We start from the raw sequence: 15,319 nt of genomic DNA, 5'->3' as shown, positions 1-15,319 counted from the left end.
TCTCACTCTTATCTAACCTTGATATGGTTTCGTTCATTCCAAATCGGCTTATAGTAGCCCTTGCCCAATGCCTATATTTCAGAGTAGGCAAGCGCCGGGACGCGCATCACGTGGCAAGGGATGCCGGAATTTTGAGCACGGAGATATAATTTGGCTGACAAGATTGACAGTAACGTAGAATTTTCTGAGCGCGAAGCCTTATTATTCCACTCCCACGGCCGTCCCGGCAAAATCGAAATTATCGCCTCCAAACCTATGGCCACCCAGCGGGATTTGAGTCTGGCTTATTCACCCGGTGTGGCCGTTCCCGTCCGTGCAATCGCCGAAGACCCTTCCAAAGCTTATGAATATACCGCCAAAGGCAATCTGGTCGCGGTAATCACCAACGGCACTGCGATTCTTGGACTCGGCAATCTGGGGGCGCTCGCTTCCAAGCCGGTGATGGAAGGCAAGTCTGTATTGTTCAAACGTTTCGCGGATGTGGACGCGATTGATCTGGAACTCGATACTGAAGACACGGATGCTTTCATCAACGCAGTCCAACTGATGGAGCCCAGCTTCGGGGGTATCAACCTTGAAGACATAGGCGCACCGGCCTGCTTCGTAATTGAGCAGACCCTGCGGGACCGGATGAATATTCCTGTCTTTCACGACGACCAGCACGGCACAGCGATTATCGCCGCCGCCGGTGTTATCAATGCCTGTCTGCTGACCAATCGTGATATCAAGGATATCAAGGTCGTCGTCAACGGTGCCGGAGCAGCGGCAATAGCCTGTGCTTCCCTTCTGAAAGTAATGGGCCTTCCGCATGATAATCTTACCATGTGTGACCGCAAGGGCGTCATTTATCGCGGCCGTGACAATGTTGACCAATGGAAATCAGCCCATGCAATTGATACCGATGCCCGCGACCTAACCGAAGCATTGAAAGGTGCCGACGTATTTTTGGGCCTGTCAGCTGCGGGAGCATTAAGGCCTGAGATGGTCAAGGATATGGCGGATAAGCCTATTATTTTTGCAATGGCAAACCCTGATCCCGAAATCACCCCGCCCGATGCCAAAGCAGCGCGGCCCGATGCGATTATTGCGACCGGCAGGTCCGACTATCCTAATCAGGTCAATAACGTACTCGGCTTTCCGTTCATTTTCCGCGGTGCGCTTGATGTCCGGGCCACCCGCATCAATGACGAGATGAAAGTCGCCGCCGCCAATGCAATTGCCAAACTGGCCCGCGAACAGGTTCCCGAAGAGGTAGCGCTGGCCTATGGCGGAAAAGCACCCAGTTTTGGTGTTGATTATATTATCCCCGCGCCGTTTGATCCGCGTTTGATGGAAGTCGTATCCGCCGCCGTAGCCAAGGCGGCGATGGATAGCGGCGTCGCACAGAAACATATTGAGGATCTTGATAGCTATTGCCAAAGCCTGAAAGCACGGCTGAACCCGACGACATCGACTCTTACGCAAGCCTATGAAGCGTCCCGACTCTCACCCAAAAGGATTATCTTTGCAGAAGCCGAAGAGACTGTCGTGCTGCGCGCCGCAATACAGTTTCAGGATGGCGGATATGGCACCCCTGTTCTGGTCGGCCGCGACGACAGGGTGCGCGAAAAGCTTAAAGAACTGGGTGTCAGCGACCCGGACAGTTTCGAGATTCACAACTCGCGCAATAGTCCGCTAGTGCCCGATATGGTCAATATGCTTTATGAGCGCTTGCACCGCAAAGGTCATATGAAGCGCGATATTAAACGCATGGTCAATCAGGACCGCAATATTTTTGGCTCTGCCTTGCTCGCGCTGGACCAAGGGGACGCCATGATTACCGGTGTCACTCGCCCCTATTCACAGACGTTCAAAGATATCGCCAAGGTCATAGACACCGAACCGGGCCGTACCTCGTTTGGTATTCACGTGATGATCGGCAAAAGCCACACGGTTTTCATGGCGGATACGACTGTCAACGAGCGCCCATCCCCCGAAGAATTAGCTGACATTGCCGAACAAACCGCCGCCGTCGCACGGAAAATGGGCCACGAACCGCGCGTTGCTTTCCTTAGCTATTCGACATTCGGGAATCCGGCTGGCCGCTGGCTAGGAAATATTCGCGAGGCTGTTTCCGTACTGGACAGCCGCCGCGTCAATTTTGAATATGAAGGCGAAATGGCCCCCGATGTGGCACTTAACCGCAAGTTGATGGAAAATTATCCGTTCAACCGGCTATCCGGCCCGGCCAATGTCCTTGTCATGCCCGGCCTGCAATCGGCTAATCTGTCTGCAAAACTGCTTCGCGAACTGGGCGGCGATGCAATGATCGGGCCGATGCTGGTGGGTCTCAAGAAATCGGTGCAGATTGCAACCATGGCCTCGACCGCGTCCGAACTCGTGACCCTGGCCGTTCTGGCGGCAAGTGGCATTGCGAAATAGGGGCAAAATAGCGGCAAAATAAGGGCGCACAGGAGCACGAGACTGCTTTGGCGGTTATCCCTTTAGAGCAAAGAGATTCCGGTTCGACCTGAACTTCTTGAAGGGTGGTCCTAGATCAAGCGCGGCGTCAAGGCCGGGTTGGGTCGTTGCTGGGGCCCTGGGCACCCGGCGCGCCAACTGCGCCGATATTGCCGAACAGCTCTTCAAAGAAAGAACGGTCCCGCCCCAGTGTCGGGGTTTTGTCCCCGCTCGGGCTGATGCTCGCGACCTTTTCCAGTCCCGTGCGATCAACTGCTATCACATTACCGGTTTCATCAAACGTCACGCGCATGACCATCTGATCTCTGGGTGTTGGTGAATTAAACGCATATTGTTTGGTATCACGCGCATAATAATACCAAACATTGTCATCAAATTGTCCGGTAAATGTGGGGCGACCCAATGAAGCCTCAACCGATTGGCGATTATCGACGCCCGGCAGAATGGCATTGGTGAGGACCGGATCGGAAATATAACCCTGATGCCCTTTGACCTGCGAACAGCCGGACAGGGCCAGTCCACTGGCGACCAAACCTGCTATCACCATGTGCTTTTTCAATTGGCTACGCATCAACTCTATTCTCCAAAACGGCCGCCCATGGTCTTTGCGGTAAAACATCCCACCGCAGAATCAGACGATTTCAATCACTATAGCAGTTTTTTACCCGCTTATGGTAAGGCCCATTGCATCTCGCGTTATAAATATCAATATCCCCTGTATGTAGTCTTAACATTAGCCGCAAGTCGGCCGCATCTGCAACCAAGTCGGGACCAAAGCCGGAGTTTGTAAATAATGTCATTTTTGAACGAGCTGCTGGGACGCAAGAATCCCAATCATGTCATGCAGCCACTTTACAACGCCGTGATCTCACAGGGGCGGCGGATAGACTGGTATGAACAGGGTGCGGTTCCCGATACTCTGGATGGCCGTTTTGATATGATCGCGGCTATGCTCTGTCTGGTGATGATCCGGCTGGAGCAGGATGATGAGACACGGCAGGAAATTGCCTGGCTCACCGAATTATTTGTCAAGGATATGGACGGGCAACTGCGCCAGATTGGCATAGGCGACATGATTGTCGGCAAGCGTGTGGGCGAGATGATGAGCGCATTGGGCGGGCGTCTGGGTGCCTATCGAGACGCGCTGGGCGGTAACTCCGATATCAAAGAGGCGCTGACCCGCAATCTTTATCGCGGCAATGCACCGGACCCCGCCGAATTGGATCATACGGTCAAAAACTTCACCGATTTACACCGTCAGCTAGCGGCGATGGCCACGGATGATGTGATTGCCGGAAATATCGCAAAGGTTGAATCATGACTGCGCCACAATCCCTGCCAACCCCTGAACTGTCCAAGATAGTCAAGCTGTCCGAGATCGGCGGCGCCGCCCTTACCGGGCAAATTTCTGCCAATGAGGGGCAGCGCCGGGCGCTGGCGGAGCGCTTTGACTTGCCCTCGATCGAATCGCTTAGCGCAGATTATCGACTGGAAGCCAAAGAGCATAAAATCAGCTTCAAAGGCTCCATACGGTCGGACCTGCATCAAAACTGCGCAATTAGCGGGCAGCCCTTTCCCGTCAAGCTTTCGCAAGATTTTGACATAATCTTTGTTGAGAAAGCCGATAATCCCCCTGCCGAGGAAGAAATCGAACTTGCAGCCGAAGATTGCGACCTTATCGAATATGAAAATGCCCGGATCGACCTTGGCGAAGCGATAGCGCAAACGCTTTATCTTGCGCTTGATCCTTATCCACGCGGACCCGATGCAGACAGCGTTGCGGAAAAGCGCGGCCTGAAAAGCGAAGAAGAGGCGGGACCGTTTGGCGCGCTGGCAGCGCTTAAGGACAAACTAGGCTAAGCGGCCGTTTTTTCGTCATAACCTTGGGACGCGGCATTGACGAGATTCTTCTTCAAATTGCTGATCCTGACCTTGCCCTCAATTTTTCCGCCCAGCAAATCGGTCACATAGAATGTATCGACAGCGCGCTCGCCATAAGTTGCGATATGGGCGCTGTGTACGGTGACTTTTGATTCAAACAGGGCATGGGCCAGTGCGTTCAGCAAAGCCGGACGGTCCCGCGCCGTCACCTCAAGCACGGTGAACCGGTTGGATGCGTCATTATCAACCATCGCATTGGGGACAATCGTAAACGCCCCGGCCCGTGAGTGAGCCAGTGGCCGCGCTTCAAGCTTTGTCGCAAGTTTCGAACGATTGGCCAGCGCATCTTCAACAGCTTTTTTCAGCCGTTCGAGTTGCCGCTCCTCGGCAAAAGGCTGGCCATGCTGATCCTGCACCAGAAAGTTGTCGAGCGCCATGCCATCGCGTGTGGTATGAATACGGGCGTCGATAATATTACCGCCCGCAACATGGATACCGCCTGCAATCCGATAGAACAGCCCGGCATGATCCGATGCAAAAATCGTCACCAGAGTCGCACCGCGTTCCGGATAGGCCACCGTCGATATGGTCAGGCTATGCTCGTTGCCTGCTTCACCCGCACTCAGCATCAGCTGGGCATTATGCGCGATGACATCGTCCGGCTCCGCTATCCAGTAAGGATCGGTCAGCCGGTCGGCGAGCATTTCAAAACGCTCGTCCGATATATCCAGCGCCTCTCTTAGCGCACCTTTCTTCGCAGCGATCCGCTCCTTGCGGCCACGCTGTTTATGACCAAGGAGCAGCATTTCCTGCGCGGCTTCAAACAGGTCGGTCAGCAACTGCCTTTTCCAGCTATTCCACACGCCCGGCCCGACCGCGCGGATGTCTACCACTGTCAGCACAGTCAAAAGGCGCAGGCGTTCGATGCTCTTCACCTGACTGACAAAGTCCTGAATGGTCTTAAAGTCCGACAAATCACGCTTGAACGCCATCGCCGACATTAACAGATGGTGACGAACAAGCCATGCCACCAGCTCCGTCTCATAGGGTTTCAGTCCCAGACGCGGACATAGTTTCATCGCCACTTCGGCACCCAGCACGCTGTGATCGCCGCCCCGCCCCTTGGCAATATCATGCAGCAGGGTCGCCACGAAAAGCACTCTGCGGTTTTTCAGTTTATTGATCGTCTCGGTCGAATTGGGATGATCCTCCTCCAGTTCGCCGCTGCCGATACGGGCGAGCAGTCCGATGGCTCTGATGCTATGCTCATCGACTGTATAATGATGATACATATCAAATTGCATCTGGGCGACGACCCGCCCAAAATCGGGTATGAAGCGTCCGATGATCGATGCTTCGTTCATCCAGCGCAAGACCAGTTCGGGATCACGCGGGGAACATAATATATCAAGAAACAGCGCATTTGCGCGTTTGTTCCGGCGCACCTTGTTGGTAATCAGCTTCGCATCACGGCGAGCGGAACGCATAGCCAGCGGATGGATTTCCAACCCGTGTATGTCTGCAAGCTGGAATATCTCGATCAGCCGGACCGGGTCTTCTTCAAAAAAATCCTCACTCGGCAGAGCCAGCCGCCCGCGATCAAGCGTAAAACCTTTCAGCTTTTTCGGCCGCCGCGTAATATTGGGAATGAATCGCCGAACCCCGGCGTTATGGGTTTCATCAAGATGGGCCAGAAACACGCCGGTCAGGTTCCCGACCACTTTGGCGTTCAGGAAATAATATTGCATGAAGCGTTCAACCGCCGACTTGCCCGGCCGGTCGGCAAAGCGCATCCGCTCCGCAACACTCGGCTGCAGGTCAAATGTCAAACGATCCTCTGCCCGCCCCGTCATGTCGTGCATGTGACAGCGCACCGCCCACAGAAAATTCGCGGCCTTGCGAAAACGCTTGAACTCATCAGCCGTTAACAGGCCAACATCGACCAGTTCCTCCGCAGATGCGACCCGATGGATATATTTTCCGATCCAATAGAGCGTTTGCAGGTCGCGCAAGCCGCCCTTGCCTTCCTTGACATTGGGTTCGACGACATAGCGGCTATCCCCCATACGGACATGGCGTGCGTCGCGTTCCGCCAGTTTTTCGGAGACAAAGGTGCGGTCCGTTCCGGCAACGACATCGCTGTAAAAACGCACCTTCGCCTCTTCATAAAGTTCGGTATCGCCCCAGATATAACGCGATTCAAGCAAAGCAGTGCGAATACTGAGATCTTCGTTGGCCATCCGCACCATCTCGTCAATCGAGCGGCTGCTCTGGCCCACTTTCAAGCCCAGATCCCATAGCCAATAGAGCATGGCTTCAATCGCCTGTTCGGTCCAGCCGGTTCGTTTATAGGGGGTCAGAAACGCGATATCGACATCGCTATGTGGCGCCATTTCCCCGCGTCCATAGCCGCCTACCGCCAGCACCGCGATCCGTTCACTTGATGACGGATTGTTGACTGGATATTGGTGTCCGACAGCCAGATCATGGATTATCCGCACCAGTTGATCGATCAGAAAGGATTGGGCCGCCGCCGCATCATGACCGGCAGAGGGCTTTTCAATCAGTCGCCGACTGATCTCTGCCCGACCATTGGCCAGAGCCTCTTGCAATAACAATAATATCTTGGGCCGCGCTTTGGAAATACCATCCTTCGCGATCAAGGCTTCAATCTCTTCCGACAGCTTGCGGCGGTCGATGACATCCCGTTGACGAACAATCCGCTTTTCCGGAGCCTTCGCAGGTTTTGGTATTCTGGTGCTTATATTCATCCGGCTCCGACTAACATTTCCCTATGTTTTTTAATCAGCTCGATTTTCGCGATCTTTTCTGTTCCCAACTTGGGTAACGGTTCATCATATTGCCAGATATGCACCGGCATTTTGAATGGTGCCAGCTTATCTTTCAAAAAATCCAGCAATGCGTCAGGTGGCAGCGTTTCACCATCTTTTACTTTATAGACCAGCGCCGGCACTTCGCCATAACGCTCATCAGGAAGGCCGAAAACAGAAGCCTCTGAAATGGCTGTATGGCCATATATGGCGGATTCCACTTCCTGACAGCTAATATTTTCGCCGCCACGAATGATGATTTCTTTCTTGCGGTCCACAATGAAAAGATAACCTGCCTCATCAAGATATCCAATATCGCCCGTCCGGAAATAACCGTCATCGGTAAACGCGTCTTTCGTCGCCTGTTCGTTATTCCAATAGCCGGTAAAATTGGCAGATGTGCGGATACAAACCTCGCCGCGCTCCCCTTGCGGGAGCTTGTTACCGTCATCGTCAAAAATAGCGACATCAACAATAGGCGGCGTCGCACGGCCCGTGCTGCCCGGTTTGGCGAGGTAATTTTCATTCTGGTTGGAACAACCGACACCATTGGTTTCGGTGAGGCCATAGCCGATTACCGGATAGCCCTCTCCCATCTTTTCCTTGATCCGCGTCACATGATCCACCGGCCTTGGCGCGCCGCCAGCCGCCATGGTGACACAGCTACTAAGGTCATAATCCGCCAGTTTGGGATGGGAATAAATCTCCATACTCATCAGCGGGACACCAACAAAATAGGTAACTTTTTCCTTTTCAATCAGGCGCATCGCCTCTTCCGCATCCCATTTTTTCATTATCACCAGTTTGCGGCCGATGGCATAGCTGGTCAGGACCAGCGGCACGGCTGCGGTGACATGGAACAGCGGAATAACAACCAGCGCGCACGGTTGAAGCGAGGGCAATGTTCCGGTTTTTTCCATCAAGTGGGCAACCACAGCAAACGCGCCCACGTAACTCATCGCCGCCTGCACCACGGCACGGTGCTCGGAAAAAGCCCCTTTGCTCTGTCCGGTTGACCCTGATGTAAACAGGATTGTCGCATTGTCCTCCGGCCCCATTTGCGGCAACGGAGTTTCGGCATCGCCGCCTTTTTCAAGACAGGCTTTCAATCCTTGCAGCGGGGGAACGCCATGTTCAAAGAAAATCAGCTCCGCCCCATGATCGCGCCCAGATTCGATCAAGCGGGCGCCGCGCTTTTTATCGACAAAAACTAATGAACAGCCCACTTCTTCAATGCCGTCGGCCAATTCATTGCCCTGCCACCAGCCATTTAATTTGGTGGATATACCGCCAGCCATGGTGATCGCCATATCAAGTATGATCCAGTTGGCGGAATTGCGCGCAGCGATACCGATCCGGTCGCCCTTTTTCACGCCATGCCCGCCGACCAATCCACCTGCCAGCGCGCGTGCAGCGGCATAGGCTTCCCCGTATGTCAGCCGGATATCGCCATCGACCAGAAATTCCGTGTCCTTATGCTGGTCACAGAAATAGGCATAATAGTCCGAAAGATTGTCGGGCGCATTTTTGAAAACCGGCAAATCGACGCCAAACTTTTGAACACTGTCCAGCTCCAACAACTGCCCAGGTTGCGTCATCATACGAACTGTTTCGTCTATAATAGCATCTAATGGCGATGTCATTTCAAGCTTCTCCCGTTAATGCAGACGGGTTTCTCTCTTGGTATCGGAGAATTTCCCGTTATATGCTCCTAACTATATGGCGATGAAACCGAATGGGGAAAAGAGTTGATTGATATTATTCTTGCTAACGCGGCGCAATTCACCCGGTTTGAGGAACTAGGCCTTTCCCCCACTGCTCTGGATCTCGGTTTTTTCCAGCTAAAATGGTATTCGCTGGCCTATCTGGCGGGTATATTGATCGGATACTGGTATCTCATCAAGCTGATTGCCCAGCCCGGCGCACCGATGGCGCGGCGGCATGCCGATGATATGATTTTTTACGCGACGCTGGGTATCATTATCGGCGGGCGATTGGGCTATGTGCTTTTCTATCAGCCGGGCATCCTTGAAAATCCGGTGGATATTATAAAAGTGTGGAATGGCGGCATGTCGCTCCATGGCGGGGTAATCGGGGTTGTTCTTGCCATCTGGTATATTTCGCGCAAGGAAAAGCTCAGTTTTCTGCGTATCTGCGACTATATTGCCTGTGTCGTCCCGTTCGGATTATTTTTTGGCCGCCTCGCCAATTTCGTCAATGGCGAACTGTGGGGCCGCGCCACTGATGTGCCGTGGGCAATCATCTTTCCGATGGGCGGAGAGGTCGCGCGCCACCCCAGCCAGCTTTATGAGGCAGGACTGGAAGGCATAGTCTATTTCCTCATCACGTCGCTGCTTTTCTGGAAAACCGACGCGCGCTATCACCCCGGCAAGCTGGTCGGCACCGGATTGCTGGTTTACGGGCTAAGCCGCTTCACGGTCGAGTTTTTCCGCCAACCGGATCAGGGCCTCGAAAATCTTAGCTGGGGCCTTACCATGGGACAGACTTTGACCGTCCCCATGCTGCTGCTCGGTATATATCTGGTGCTTACCTCAAAGAGCCGCCGCGTCCGTGTGGAACCGGTTGCCGGAGACAAAACCATTGCCTGAAAGCGGATCGGCGACAGCGCAGATTCTTGCTGAGAAAATCGGGCGGGAAGGCCCGATAGCGCTTAGCGATTATATGGGCATCGCCAATGCGGCCTATTATTCCGCCAAAGACCCGCTTGGTGAGCAAGGTGATTTTGTGACCGCCCCCGAAATCAGCCAGATGTTCGGGGAACTGGTCGGCATATGGCTATCGGACCTGTGGCTACGCAAAGGCCGGCCGCACCATGCCCATTATGTTGAACTGGGTCCGGGCCGCGGCACTCTGGCTTCCGATGCGCTTCGCACGATGACGCGCTTTGGCTATGAACCGGATATCCACTTTGTCGAAACCAGCGCTGCATTAAAAGCCAAACAGGCCGCGCTTCATCCCGGTGCAACCTGGCATGCCACGGTGGAAAACCTGCCCGATAGCGGCCCGCTAATGATCGTAGCCAATGAATTTTTTGATGCCTTGCCGATTGAGCAATTTATCGTGACACCGCAGGGCCTTCGCCGACTGATGGTAACATGCGAAGCGGGCAGTTTTGTAACGGTACCGGAGGACAGGGAAGCTGAAGATCCGATTTCACGGGCAACCGGCGGTTTCCCCATCGGCACGATATTGGAAACATCCCCCGCCAGCGCCGCACTTTGGGAGCGGCTTTCGGGCCGCGTTGCCAAACAGGGCGGTGTGATATTGATTATAGACTATGGCTATGACCGTCCGGGAACTGGCAGCACCTTGCAAGCCGTGAAAAACCACATGCCGGTCAACCCGTTTGACAGTCCCGGCTCTGCCGACCTTACCGCTCATGTCAATTTTCACAGTCTCGCCAACATTGCCAGAAGCCGGCTATTATCCGTTCATGGTCCGGCAGAACAAGGGCAATGGCTGAAAACCATGGGCATTGACCAGCGTGCGGCAAAGCTGGCACTGGCCAGCCCGGAAAAAGCCGACGCTGTTCGCGCCGCACATCACCGGCTCACCAATGCCGAAGAGATGGGTAGTTTGTTCCGGGTCATGGCCGCGACCTCACTGGAATGGCCGAAACCGGAAGGCTATCCCGGATAAGCGATTAAGGCGGGAAAGCTCCCCCTCTCAATTAACCCAATCTGCAACTTCCAGCGCCACTTTGTTCGCAGCGCTGTTCAAAGCCTCACCCACAGGACCGGCTTGCGCGGCATATACTGTTTCGCGGGCTTCAAAGCGGCGCTTCTCAATCGGTTGGTCTGAGCGCATTTTAACGGCATCATAAGTCACTATGACGGTCAGGCTGGGGCCATCCAGTCCGAAATTGACCAGTTCACCCGACAGATATGTATCCGCAGCGCCTCGCGCCTGCATCTGGGTCAGGACCAGCCGGTTGTTCCTGGCTGTGATGGTTTCGCTGAGAAGCTCTTCAAACAGCCGTGCGGGTTTATCCACCCAGGTCGCATCTTTCAGATAGGCGATTCCCGTATCACTGGTCCGAACCGGAACGCGCAAATTGTTCAGTTTTTGCGGTGTGGTAAGCGTCCGGATGACCAAAGCGTTACCGCGGGGCCCACTATGGACAGCACCTGCATCTACCAGTGTATCGGGCGTCAACGATAACAGAAATGGCGGAGGCTCTGCACCGCCAAAACTGACACAAGCGCCAAGAGCGCCCACACTAGCCAATGTTCCGGCCAACAATCCGAATGATTTCATCTTACCCAATATGGTCTTTACGCCATGTTGTTTCATTTTGGGTTCCTCTATTTGCCCGGTTTATAATCTGGAAGCGTTGGTGCGGATAGCAAGGAACCGGCCCCGCCTTCATCCAATCGCTCGCTCACGGATGTCAGTGATTTGGTCAACGCTTGCATATCCTGAACCAGTTGGTCGATTTCAGGTAACGTCCTGTTCCCGAATTGCCGGACACCGGGGCGGGCATCATCCAGTACCACGGCGAGTGCAGCCATGCTTTGCTCTGCTGCGGCCAGCGTCTTGGTCAGGTTCTTTGCCAAAGGCTCACCATTATTGTCCAAAAGCTGATTGGTATTATCCGCCACGGACGCCAGTTTTTCCGCCGCTAGACCAGCATTGCGGATGGTGATCGTCGATTCTTCCAACAACTGCTCCAGCCTTGGCGCTTGCTGCGCCAATGTACCGGTCATAGTCTCGGTATTTTTCAAAATACCCTCAATCGATTCCTGATTCTTGTCAGACAGTAATAAGGTCAAACGGTCAGTCAGGGTCGCCAACCGTTCCACCACCAGCGGCGCACTGTTCAGCAATTCACCCAGCACACCCGGTTTGGTCGGAATAACGGGCACACCTTCCGGCCCCAATTCTTCGATGGGCGGAGCGCCCTTGACCGCGCCATCCAGTTGGATATTCGGCGGAGCGGTAAAGCTTACACTTTGAACGGATGCGGTCGTACCTTGCAAAATCGGTGTATCTTCGCTGACTTCGATACGTACCCGCACGAAACTCGGGTCCTTTTTCCACAATTCTACTTTCAACACCTGCCCCGAAGGAACCCCGGCAAAGGTCACGCCTGTCCCTTTGGAAAGACCGCCAACCGCCTGCGAGAAGAATATGTCATATTGCTTGGTCGGACCGTCGCCAAAACGCACAATCCAGATCAGAAATGCACCGACTAGAGCAAGCAGGATCAGGGTAATAGTACCCACCAGAACGTGATTGGATCGTGTCTCCATTATTTCACCTTTATGGCCAGCACTAGTGGCCCCTGCAACAAGTCTCTACCCTGAAACCGTATTTTCATTTTGCCCCCGCTATTTTTTTCGCTGCGTTGGCCGCTGTTCTGCCGCGTGGTCCGTTGAAATATTCCTGTATCCACGGATGGTCGAGCGCCAACAGCTCCGGTATTGTTCCAATCGCAATCACGCGCTTTTCCGCCAGCACGGCGACACGATCGCAAATGGTATGAAGCGTGTCGAGATCATGCGTAATCAGAAAAACGGTCAGCCCCAAAGTTTGTTGCAATTCGCGCGTCAGGTCATCAACAGCGGCGGCCCCCACCGGATCAAGCCCGGCAGTCGGTTCGTCAAGAAACAACAGTTCCGGGTCAAGTGCCAAAGCACGGGCAATACCCGCCCGCTTTCGCATACCGCCCGATAGCTCCGAAGGATATTTGGGCGATGCCTCTGGCGGCAAGCCGGACAGGCAGACCTTGTATCGCGCAACTTCGCGGCGGAAAATACGGTCCATCTTTGGAAAATATTCGCGGATCGGGACCATGACATTTTCCGCCACCGTCAGTGTGGAAAACAGCGCACCGCCTTGAAACAGTACGCCCCAGCGTTTGCGGATAGCCATAGTTTCCGCCACCGAACGGTCGAGCAGCGATTCCCCGAAAACCTCAATCGAGCCTTCATCCGGACGTTGCAGGCCGATGATAGAGCGCATCAGGACAGATTTTCCTGAACCTGACCCGCCAACAACGCCCAAAATCTCACCCTTGCGGACATCCAGATCCAGATTCTCGTGCACCACCTGCGGACCGAAACTGTTGCGTAGCCCTTTGATCCGGATCAGCATTTCTCCAGAATCATGATCGGCAGCCTTGGTGGCTTCATGGCCGGGATCTTCATTATCTATGGCCTGATTATCGTCCATCATCAGTTCCACCCGATCCAGCTAAAGAACATGGCAAAAAACGCATCCAGAACGATGACCAGAAAAATAGCCTGCACTACCGCTGCAGTCGTTCGTGCGCCAACCTCCTCGGCATTGCCCTTGACCTGCATCCCTTGATAACAGCCGCTAACCGCAATGATTGCCCCGAACACTGGGGCTTTGACAAGGCCGATATAGACATCGGTTATCGGAACGACTTCCCTTATCCGGGCAAAGAAGTTTGCGGGCGTAATGCCCAGCTCTACCCAGCTCAACAGGCCGCCACCGATAATGGCAATAATCGACGAATAAAATCCAAGCAAAGGTAGCATTAAAACAGCCGATAAAAAGCGCGGAAGCACCAGAGCCTCTACCGGCGAAACACCGATGGTGCGCATGGCATCAATTTCTTCGGTCAGCTTCATTGTGCCAAGCTGCGCGGCAAAGGCCGAACCGGACCGGCCCGCAACCATGATCGCGGTCATCAGGACGCCGAGTTCCCGAAAGGTCAGCCGTCCGACCAGATTAACCGTGAACATTTCTGCACCAAATTGCCTCAGCTGCACTGCGCCTTGCTGTGCAATGACCATGCCGATGAGAAAGCTCATCAACCCGATAATCCCTAGGGCGCGCACGCCCACCACGTCAAATCTCTGGATAACCGCATTCCAGCGGATCCGGCCGGGATGCAATATCAACGTACCGAGCGAAATAAGAATAGCGCCGAAAAAGCCGATCAAATCGCCCAGAGTAGAAAATGCCGTTGTAACCGCTTCACCAACTTCGTTCAGTACGCGCATAACCGGATTGGGCGGCACCGGGCGCACATCTACATCATTGTCTGAGGAGCTCACTGCGGCAATCAGGCGCTTCGCATCTTCATTTGCGCCGATAATTTCAGCGCCGCTATCGCGGGCCGTGCGATAGATAAGCCACGCCCCTACAGTGTCCATATACCCGACACCAGACAGGTCAATCTGTTGGAAATCCGTGCCATAATCGCGCAGCCGTTCGGGCAAATCGCCGATCGCCGCAATAGACAGATCACCCGAAAAGCGAAGCACAGATACGCCTTCTCCGGTAACCTCTTCGACAAAATCGCTCGTCCCATCCATTCTGTAGTCGTGACGGAGAATCACTGAAAACTCAAGCCATTATGACAAGTCATGCAATTGAAGCGATTATTTAGTGCATCTTTCGGAAAGCTGCTGATAAAGCGCATATATTGAGAAAGGGCATGATGAAAAAAATTGCGATTTACGACATGGACCGGACAATCACGGTCCGGGGCACTTACACTCCGTTTCTGTTTCACATGCTGTTTGCGCGTGCACCATGGCGACTGATATTCATGCCGCTACTGCCTTTTGGGTTCATCGGTTATGGCCTGAAGCTGATAAGCCGTGAAAGCCTGAAAACCTATAACCAGCGGCTATTACTGGGCAGCAGGGTCAATCTTGCCGAGATCACGCCCCATATCGAACGCTATGCAGATAAGGTCATGCGGTCTAATTTCTATGCCAAGGCCATTACCCAGATCGAAGCCGACCGTGCAGAAGGCAGACAACTGGTGATCGCCACCGCCTCTTACGAAATTTACGTCAATGCCATAGCGGAGCGTCTAGGCTTTGATAATGTCATCGCCACCCGGTTGGAAATTAATGAACAAGGCCAGGTGCTACCGAAAATTATCGACGATAACTGCTATGATGAAGCCAAGCTCGACCGGATCAAGGCTTTTCTCGACGAGCAGGGGCTAGAGCGTGATGCTGTCCATATCCGTGCCTATTCCGACCATATAACGGACGTGCCAATGCTGGAATATGCCGACGAAGCCATAGCCACCACGCCCAGCGCGCCGCTGCGTGCTCTTGCCAAAAAACGGAACTGGAAAATTCTGGACTGGAATTAAATAGCTTCACCGCCCTGTTATTGCTCGCCCACAGCCATCA

At 53.9% G+C, this 15,319-nt stretch carries 13 protein-coding genes; 6 read left to right on the top strand and 7 right to left on the bottom strand.

Annotated features, from left to right (window positions below):
- Positions 1–150 precede the first annotated feature (150 nt).
- A complete protein-coding gene (locus VIN76_RS11185) occupies positions 151–2,421 on the top strand; it encodes an NADP-dependent malic enzyme (RefSeq protein WP_332041929.1) in 2,271 nt (756 codons plus the stop codon).
- A gap of 127 nt (positions 2,422–2,548) precedes the next feature.
- On the opposite strand, the gene VIN76_RS11180 is transcribed toward VIN76_RS11185, so the two are convergent.
- Positions 2,549–3,031, bottom strand: a complete 483-nt coding sequence (locus tag VIN76_RS11180) for an outer membrane protein assembly factor BamE (RefSeq protein WP_332041928.1) — start codon at positions 3,029–3,031, stop codon at positions 2,549–2,551.
- 222 nt (positions 3,032–3,253) lie between these two features.
- Between VIN76_RS11180 and VIN76_RS11175 the strand changes: the two genes are divergently transcribed.
- Together VIN76_RS11175 and VIN76_RS11170 are read left to right on the top strand one after the other, a co-directional pair.
- Positions 3,254–3,781, top strand: coding sequence for a ubiquinol-cytochrome C chaperone family protein (locus VIN76_RS11175; protein ID WP_332041927.1), 528 nt, complete (start codon positions 3,254–3,256; stop codon positions 3,779–3,781).
- Positions 3,778–4,320: a DUF177 domain-containing protein gene (locus VIN76_RS11170; protein WP_332041926.1), complete on the top strand. Its 543-nt coding sequence runs from the start codon at positions 3,778–3,780 to the stop codon at positions 4,318–4,320. Before VIN76_RS11175 ends, VIN76_RS11170 begins: the two co-directional genes overlap by 4 nt.
- Here the strand turns inward: VIN76_RS11170 and VIN76_RS11165 are convergent.
- Both VIN76_RS11165 and VIN76_RS11160 read right to left on the bottom strand, forming a co-directional pair.
- Positions 4,317–7,112, bottom strand: a complete 2,796-nt coding sequence (locus tag VIN76_RS11165; RefSeq protein WP_332041925.1) for a [protein-PII] uridylyltransferase — start codon at positions 7,110–7,112, stop codon at positions 4,317–4,319. The genes VIN76_RS11170 and VIN76_RS11165 overlap by 4 nt on opposite strands.
- Complete coding sequence (locus tag VIN76_RS11160) at positions 7,109–8,773, bottom strand: class I adenylate-forming enzyme family protein (protein WP_332041924.1); 1,665 nt, start codon at positions 8,771–8,773, stop codon at positions 7,109–7,111. Before VIN76_RS11160 ends, VIN76_RS11165 begins: the two co-directional genes overlap by 4 nt.
- A 147-nt stretch (positions 8,774–8,920) precedes the next feature.
- On the opposite strand from VIN76_RS11160, the gene lgt reads away from it, so the two are divergent.
- Both lgt and VIN76_RS11150 read left to right on the top strand, forming a co-directional pair.
- Positions 8,921–9,781 carry a prolipoprotein diacylglyceryl transferase gene (gene lgt, locus VIN76_RS11155; RefSeq protein WP_332041923.1) on the top strand — a complete coding sequence of 287 codons (861 nt, stop codon included), beginning with the start codon at positions 8,921–8,923 and terminating at the stop codon, positions 9,779–9,781.
- Positions 9,774–10,832 (top strand): class I SAM-dependent methyltransferase, encoded by a 1,059-nt coding sequence (locus tag VIN76_RS11150; protein WP_332041922.1) that lies wholly within the window; start codon positions 9,774–9,776, stop codon positions 10,830–10,832. Before lgt ends, VIN76_RS11150 begins: the two co-directional genes overlap by 8 nt.
- A gap of 27 nt (positions 10,833–10,859) precedes the next feature.
- Here the strand turns inward: VIN76_RS11150 and VIN76_RS11145 are convergent, their stop codons facing one another.
- From VIN76_RS11145 to VIN76_RS11130, 4 genes are all read right to left on the bottom strand, one after another.
- The gene (locus tag VIN76_RS11145; protein ID WP_332041921.1) at positions 10,860–11,486 is read right to left on the bottom strand and encodes an ABC-type transport auxiliary lipoprotein family protein; all 627 of its coding nucleotides are present in this window, start codon (positions 11,484–11,486) and stop codon (positions 10,860–10,862) included.
- A gap of 11 nt (positions 11,487–11,497) precedes the next feature.
- Positions 11,498–12,445, bottom strand: coding sequence for an MlaD family protein (locus VIN76_RS11140; protein ID WP_332041920.1), 948 nt, complete (start codon positions 12,443–12,445; stop codon positions 11,498–11,500).
- A gap of 64 nt (positions 12,446–12,509) precedes the next feature.
- Entirely contained in the window at positions 12,510–13,289 is a 780-nt protein-coding gene (locus VIN76_RS11135; protein ID WP_332041998.1) for an ABC transporter ATP-binding protein, read from the bottom strand.
- Between the two features lie 80 nt (positions 13,290–13,369).
- A complete protein-coding gene (locus VIN76_RS11130) occupies positions 13,370–14,482 on the bottom strand; it encodes an MlaE family lipid ABC transporter permease subunit (protein ID WP_332041919.1) in 1,113 nt (370 codons plus the stop codon).
- 122 nt (positions 14,483–14,604) lie between these two features.
- On the opposite strand from VIN76_RS11130, the gene VIN76_RS11125 reads away from it, so the two are divergent.
- Entirely contained in the window at positions 14,605–15,279 is a 675-nt protein-coding gene (locus VIN76_RS11125; protein WP_332041918.1) for an HAD family phosphatase, read from the top strand.
- Positions 15,280–15,319: the final 40 nt, after the last annotated feature.

Source organism: Parasphingorhabdus sp. (assembly GCF_036568145.1).
Classification (GTDB): Bacteria; Pseudomonadota; Alphaproteobacteria; order Sphingomonadales; family Sphingomonadaceae; genus Parasphingorhabdus.
This window is presented reverse-complemented; position numbering and strand designations above follow the sequence as displayed.

Bases quoted from the DNA above. Each gene is read 5' to 3' on its own strand.
- VIN76_RS11135 (WP_332041998.1), bottom strand. From the start codon at position 13,289: ATGCTGATCCGGATCAAAGGGCTACGCAACAGTTTCGGTCCGCAGGTG.
- VIN76_RS11140 (WP_332041920.1), bottom strand. From the start codon at position 12,445: ATGGAGACACGATCCAATCACGTTCTGGTGGGTACTATTACCCTGATC.
- VIN76_RS11175 (WP_332041927.1), top strand. From the start codon at position 3,254: ATGTCATTTTTGAACGAGCTGCTGGGACGCAAGAATCCCAATCATGTC.
- VIN76_RS11170 (WP_332041926.1), top strand. From the start codon at position 3,778: ATGACTGCGCCACAATCCCTGCCAACCCCTGAACTGTCCAAGATAGTC.
- VIN76_RS11165 (WP_332041925.1), bottom strand. From the start codon at position 7,112: ATGAATATAAGCACCAGAATACCAAAACCTGCGAAGGCTCCGGAAAAG.
- VIN76_RS11125 (WP_332041918.1), top strand. From the start codon at position 14,605: ATGATGAAAAAAATTGCGATTTACGACATGGACCGGACAATCACGGTC.
- VIN76_RS11180 (WP_332041928.1), bottom strand. From the start codon at position 3,031: ATGCGTAGCCAATTGAAAAAGCACATGGTGATAGCAGGTTTGGTCGCC.
- VIN76_RS11160 (WP_332041924.1), bottom strand. From the start codon at position 8,773: ATGATGACGCAACCTGGGCAGTTGTTGGAGCTGGACAGTGTTCAAAAG.
- VIN76_RS11130 (WP_332041919.1), bottom strand. From the start codon at position 14,482: ATGGATGGGACGAGCGATTTTGTCGAAGAGGTTACCGGAGAAGGCGTA.
- VIN76_RS11145 (WP_332041921.1), bottom strand. From the start codon at position 11,486: ATGAAACAACATGGCGTAAAGACCATATTGGGTAAGATGAAATCATTC.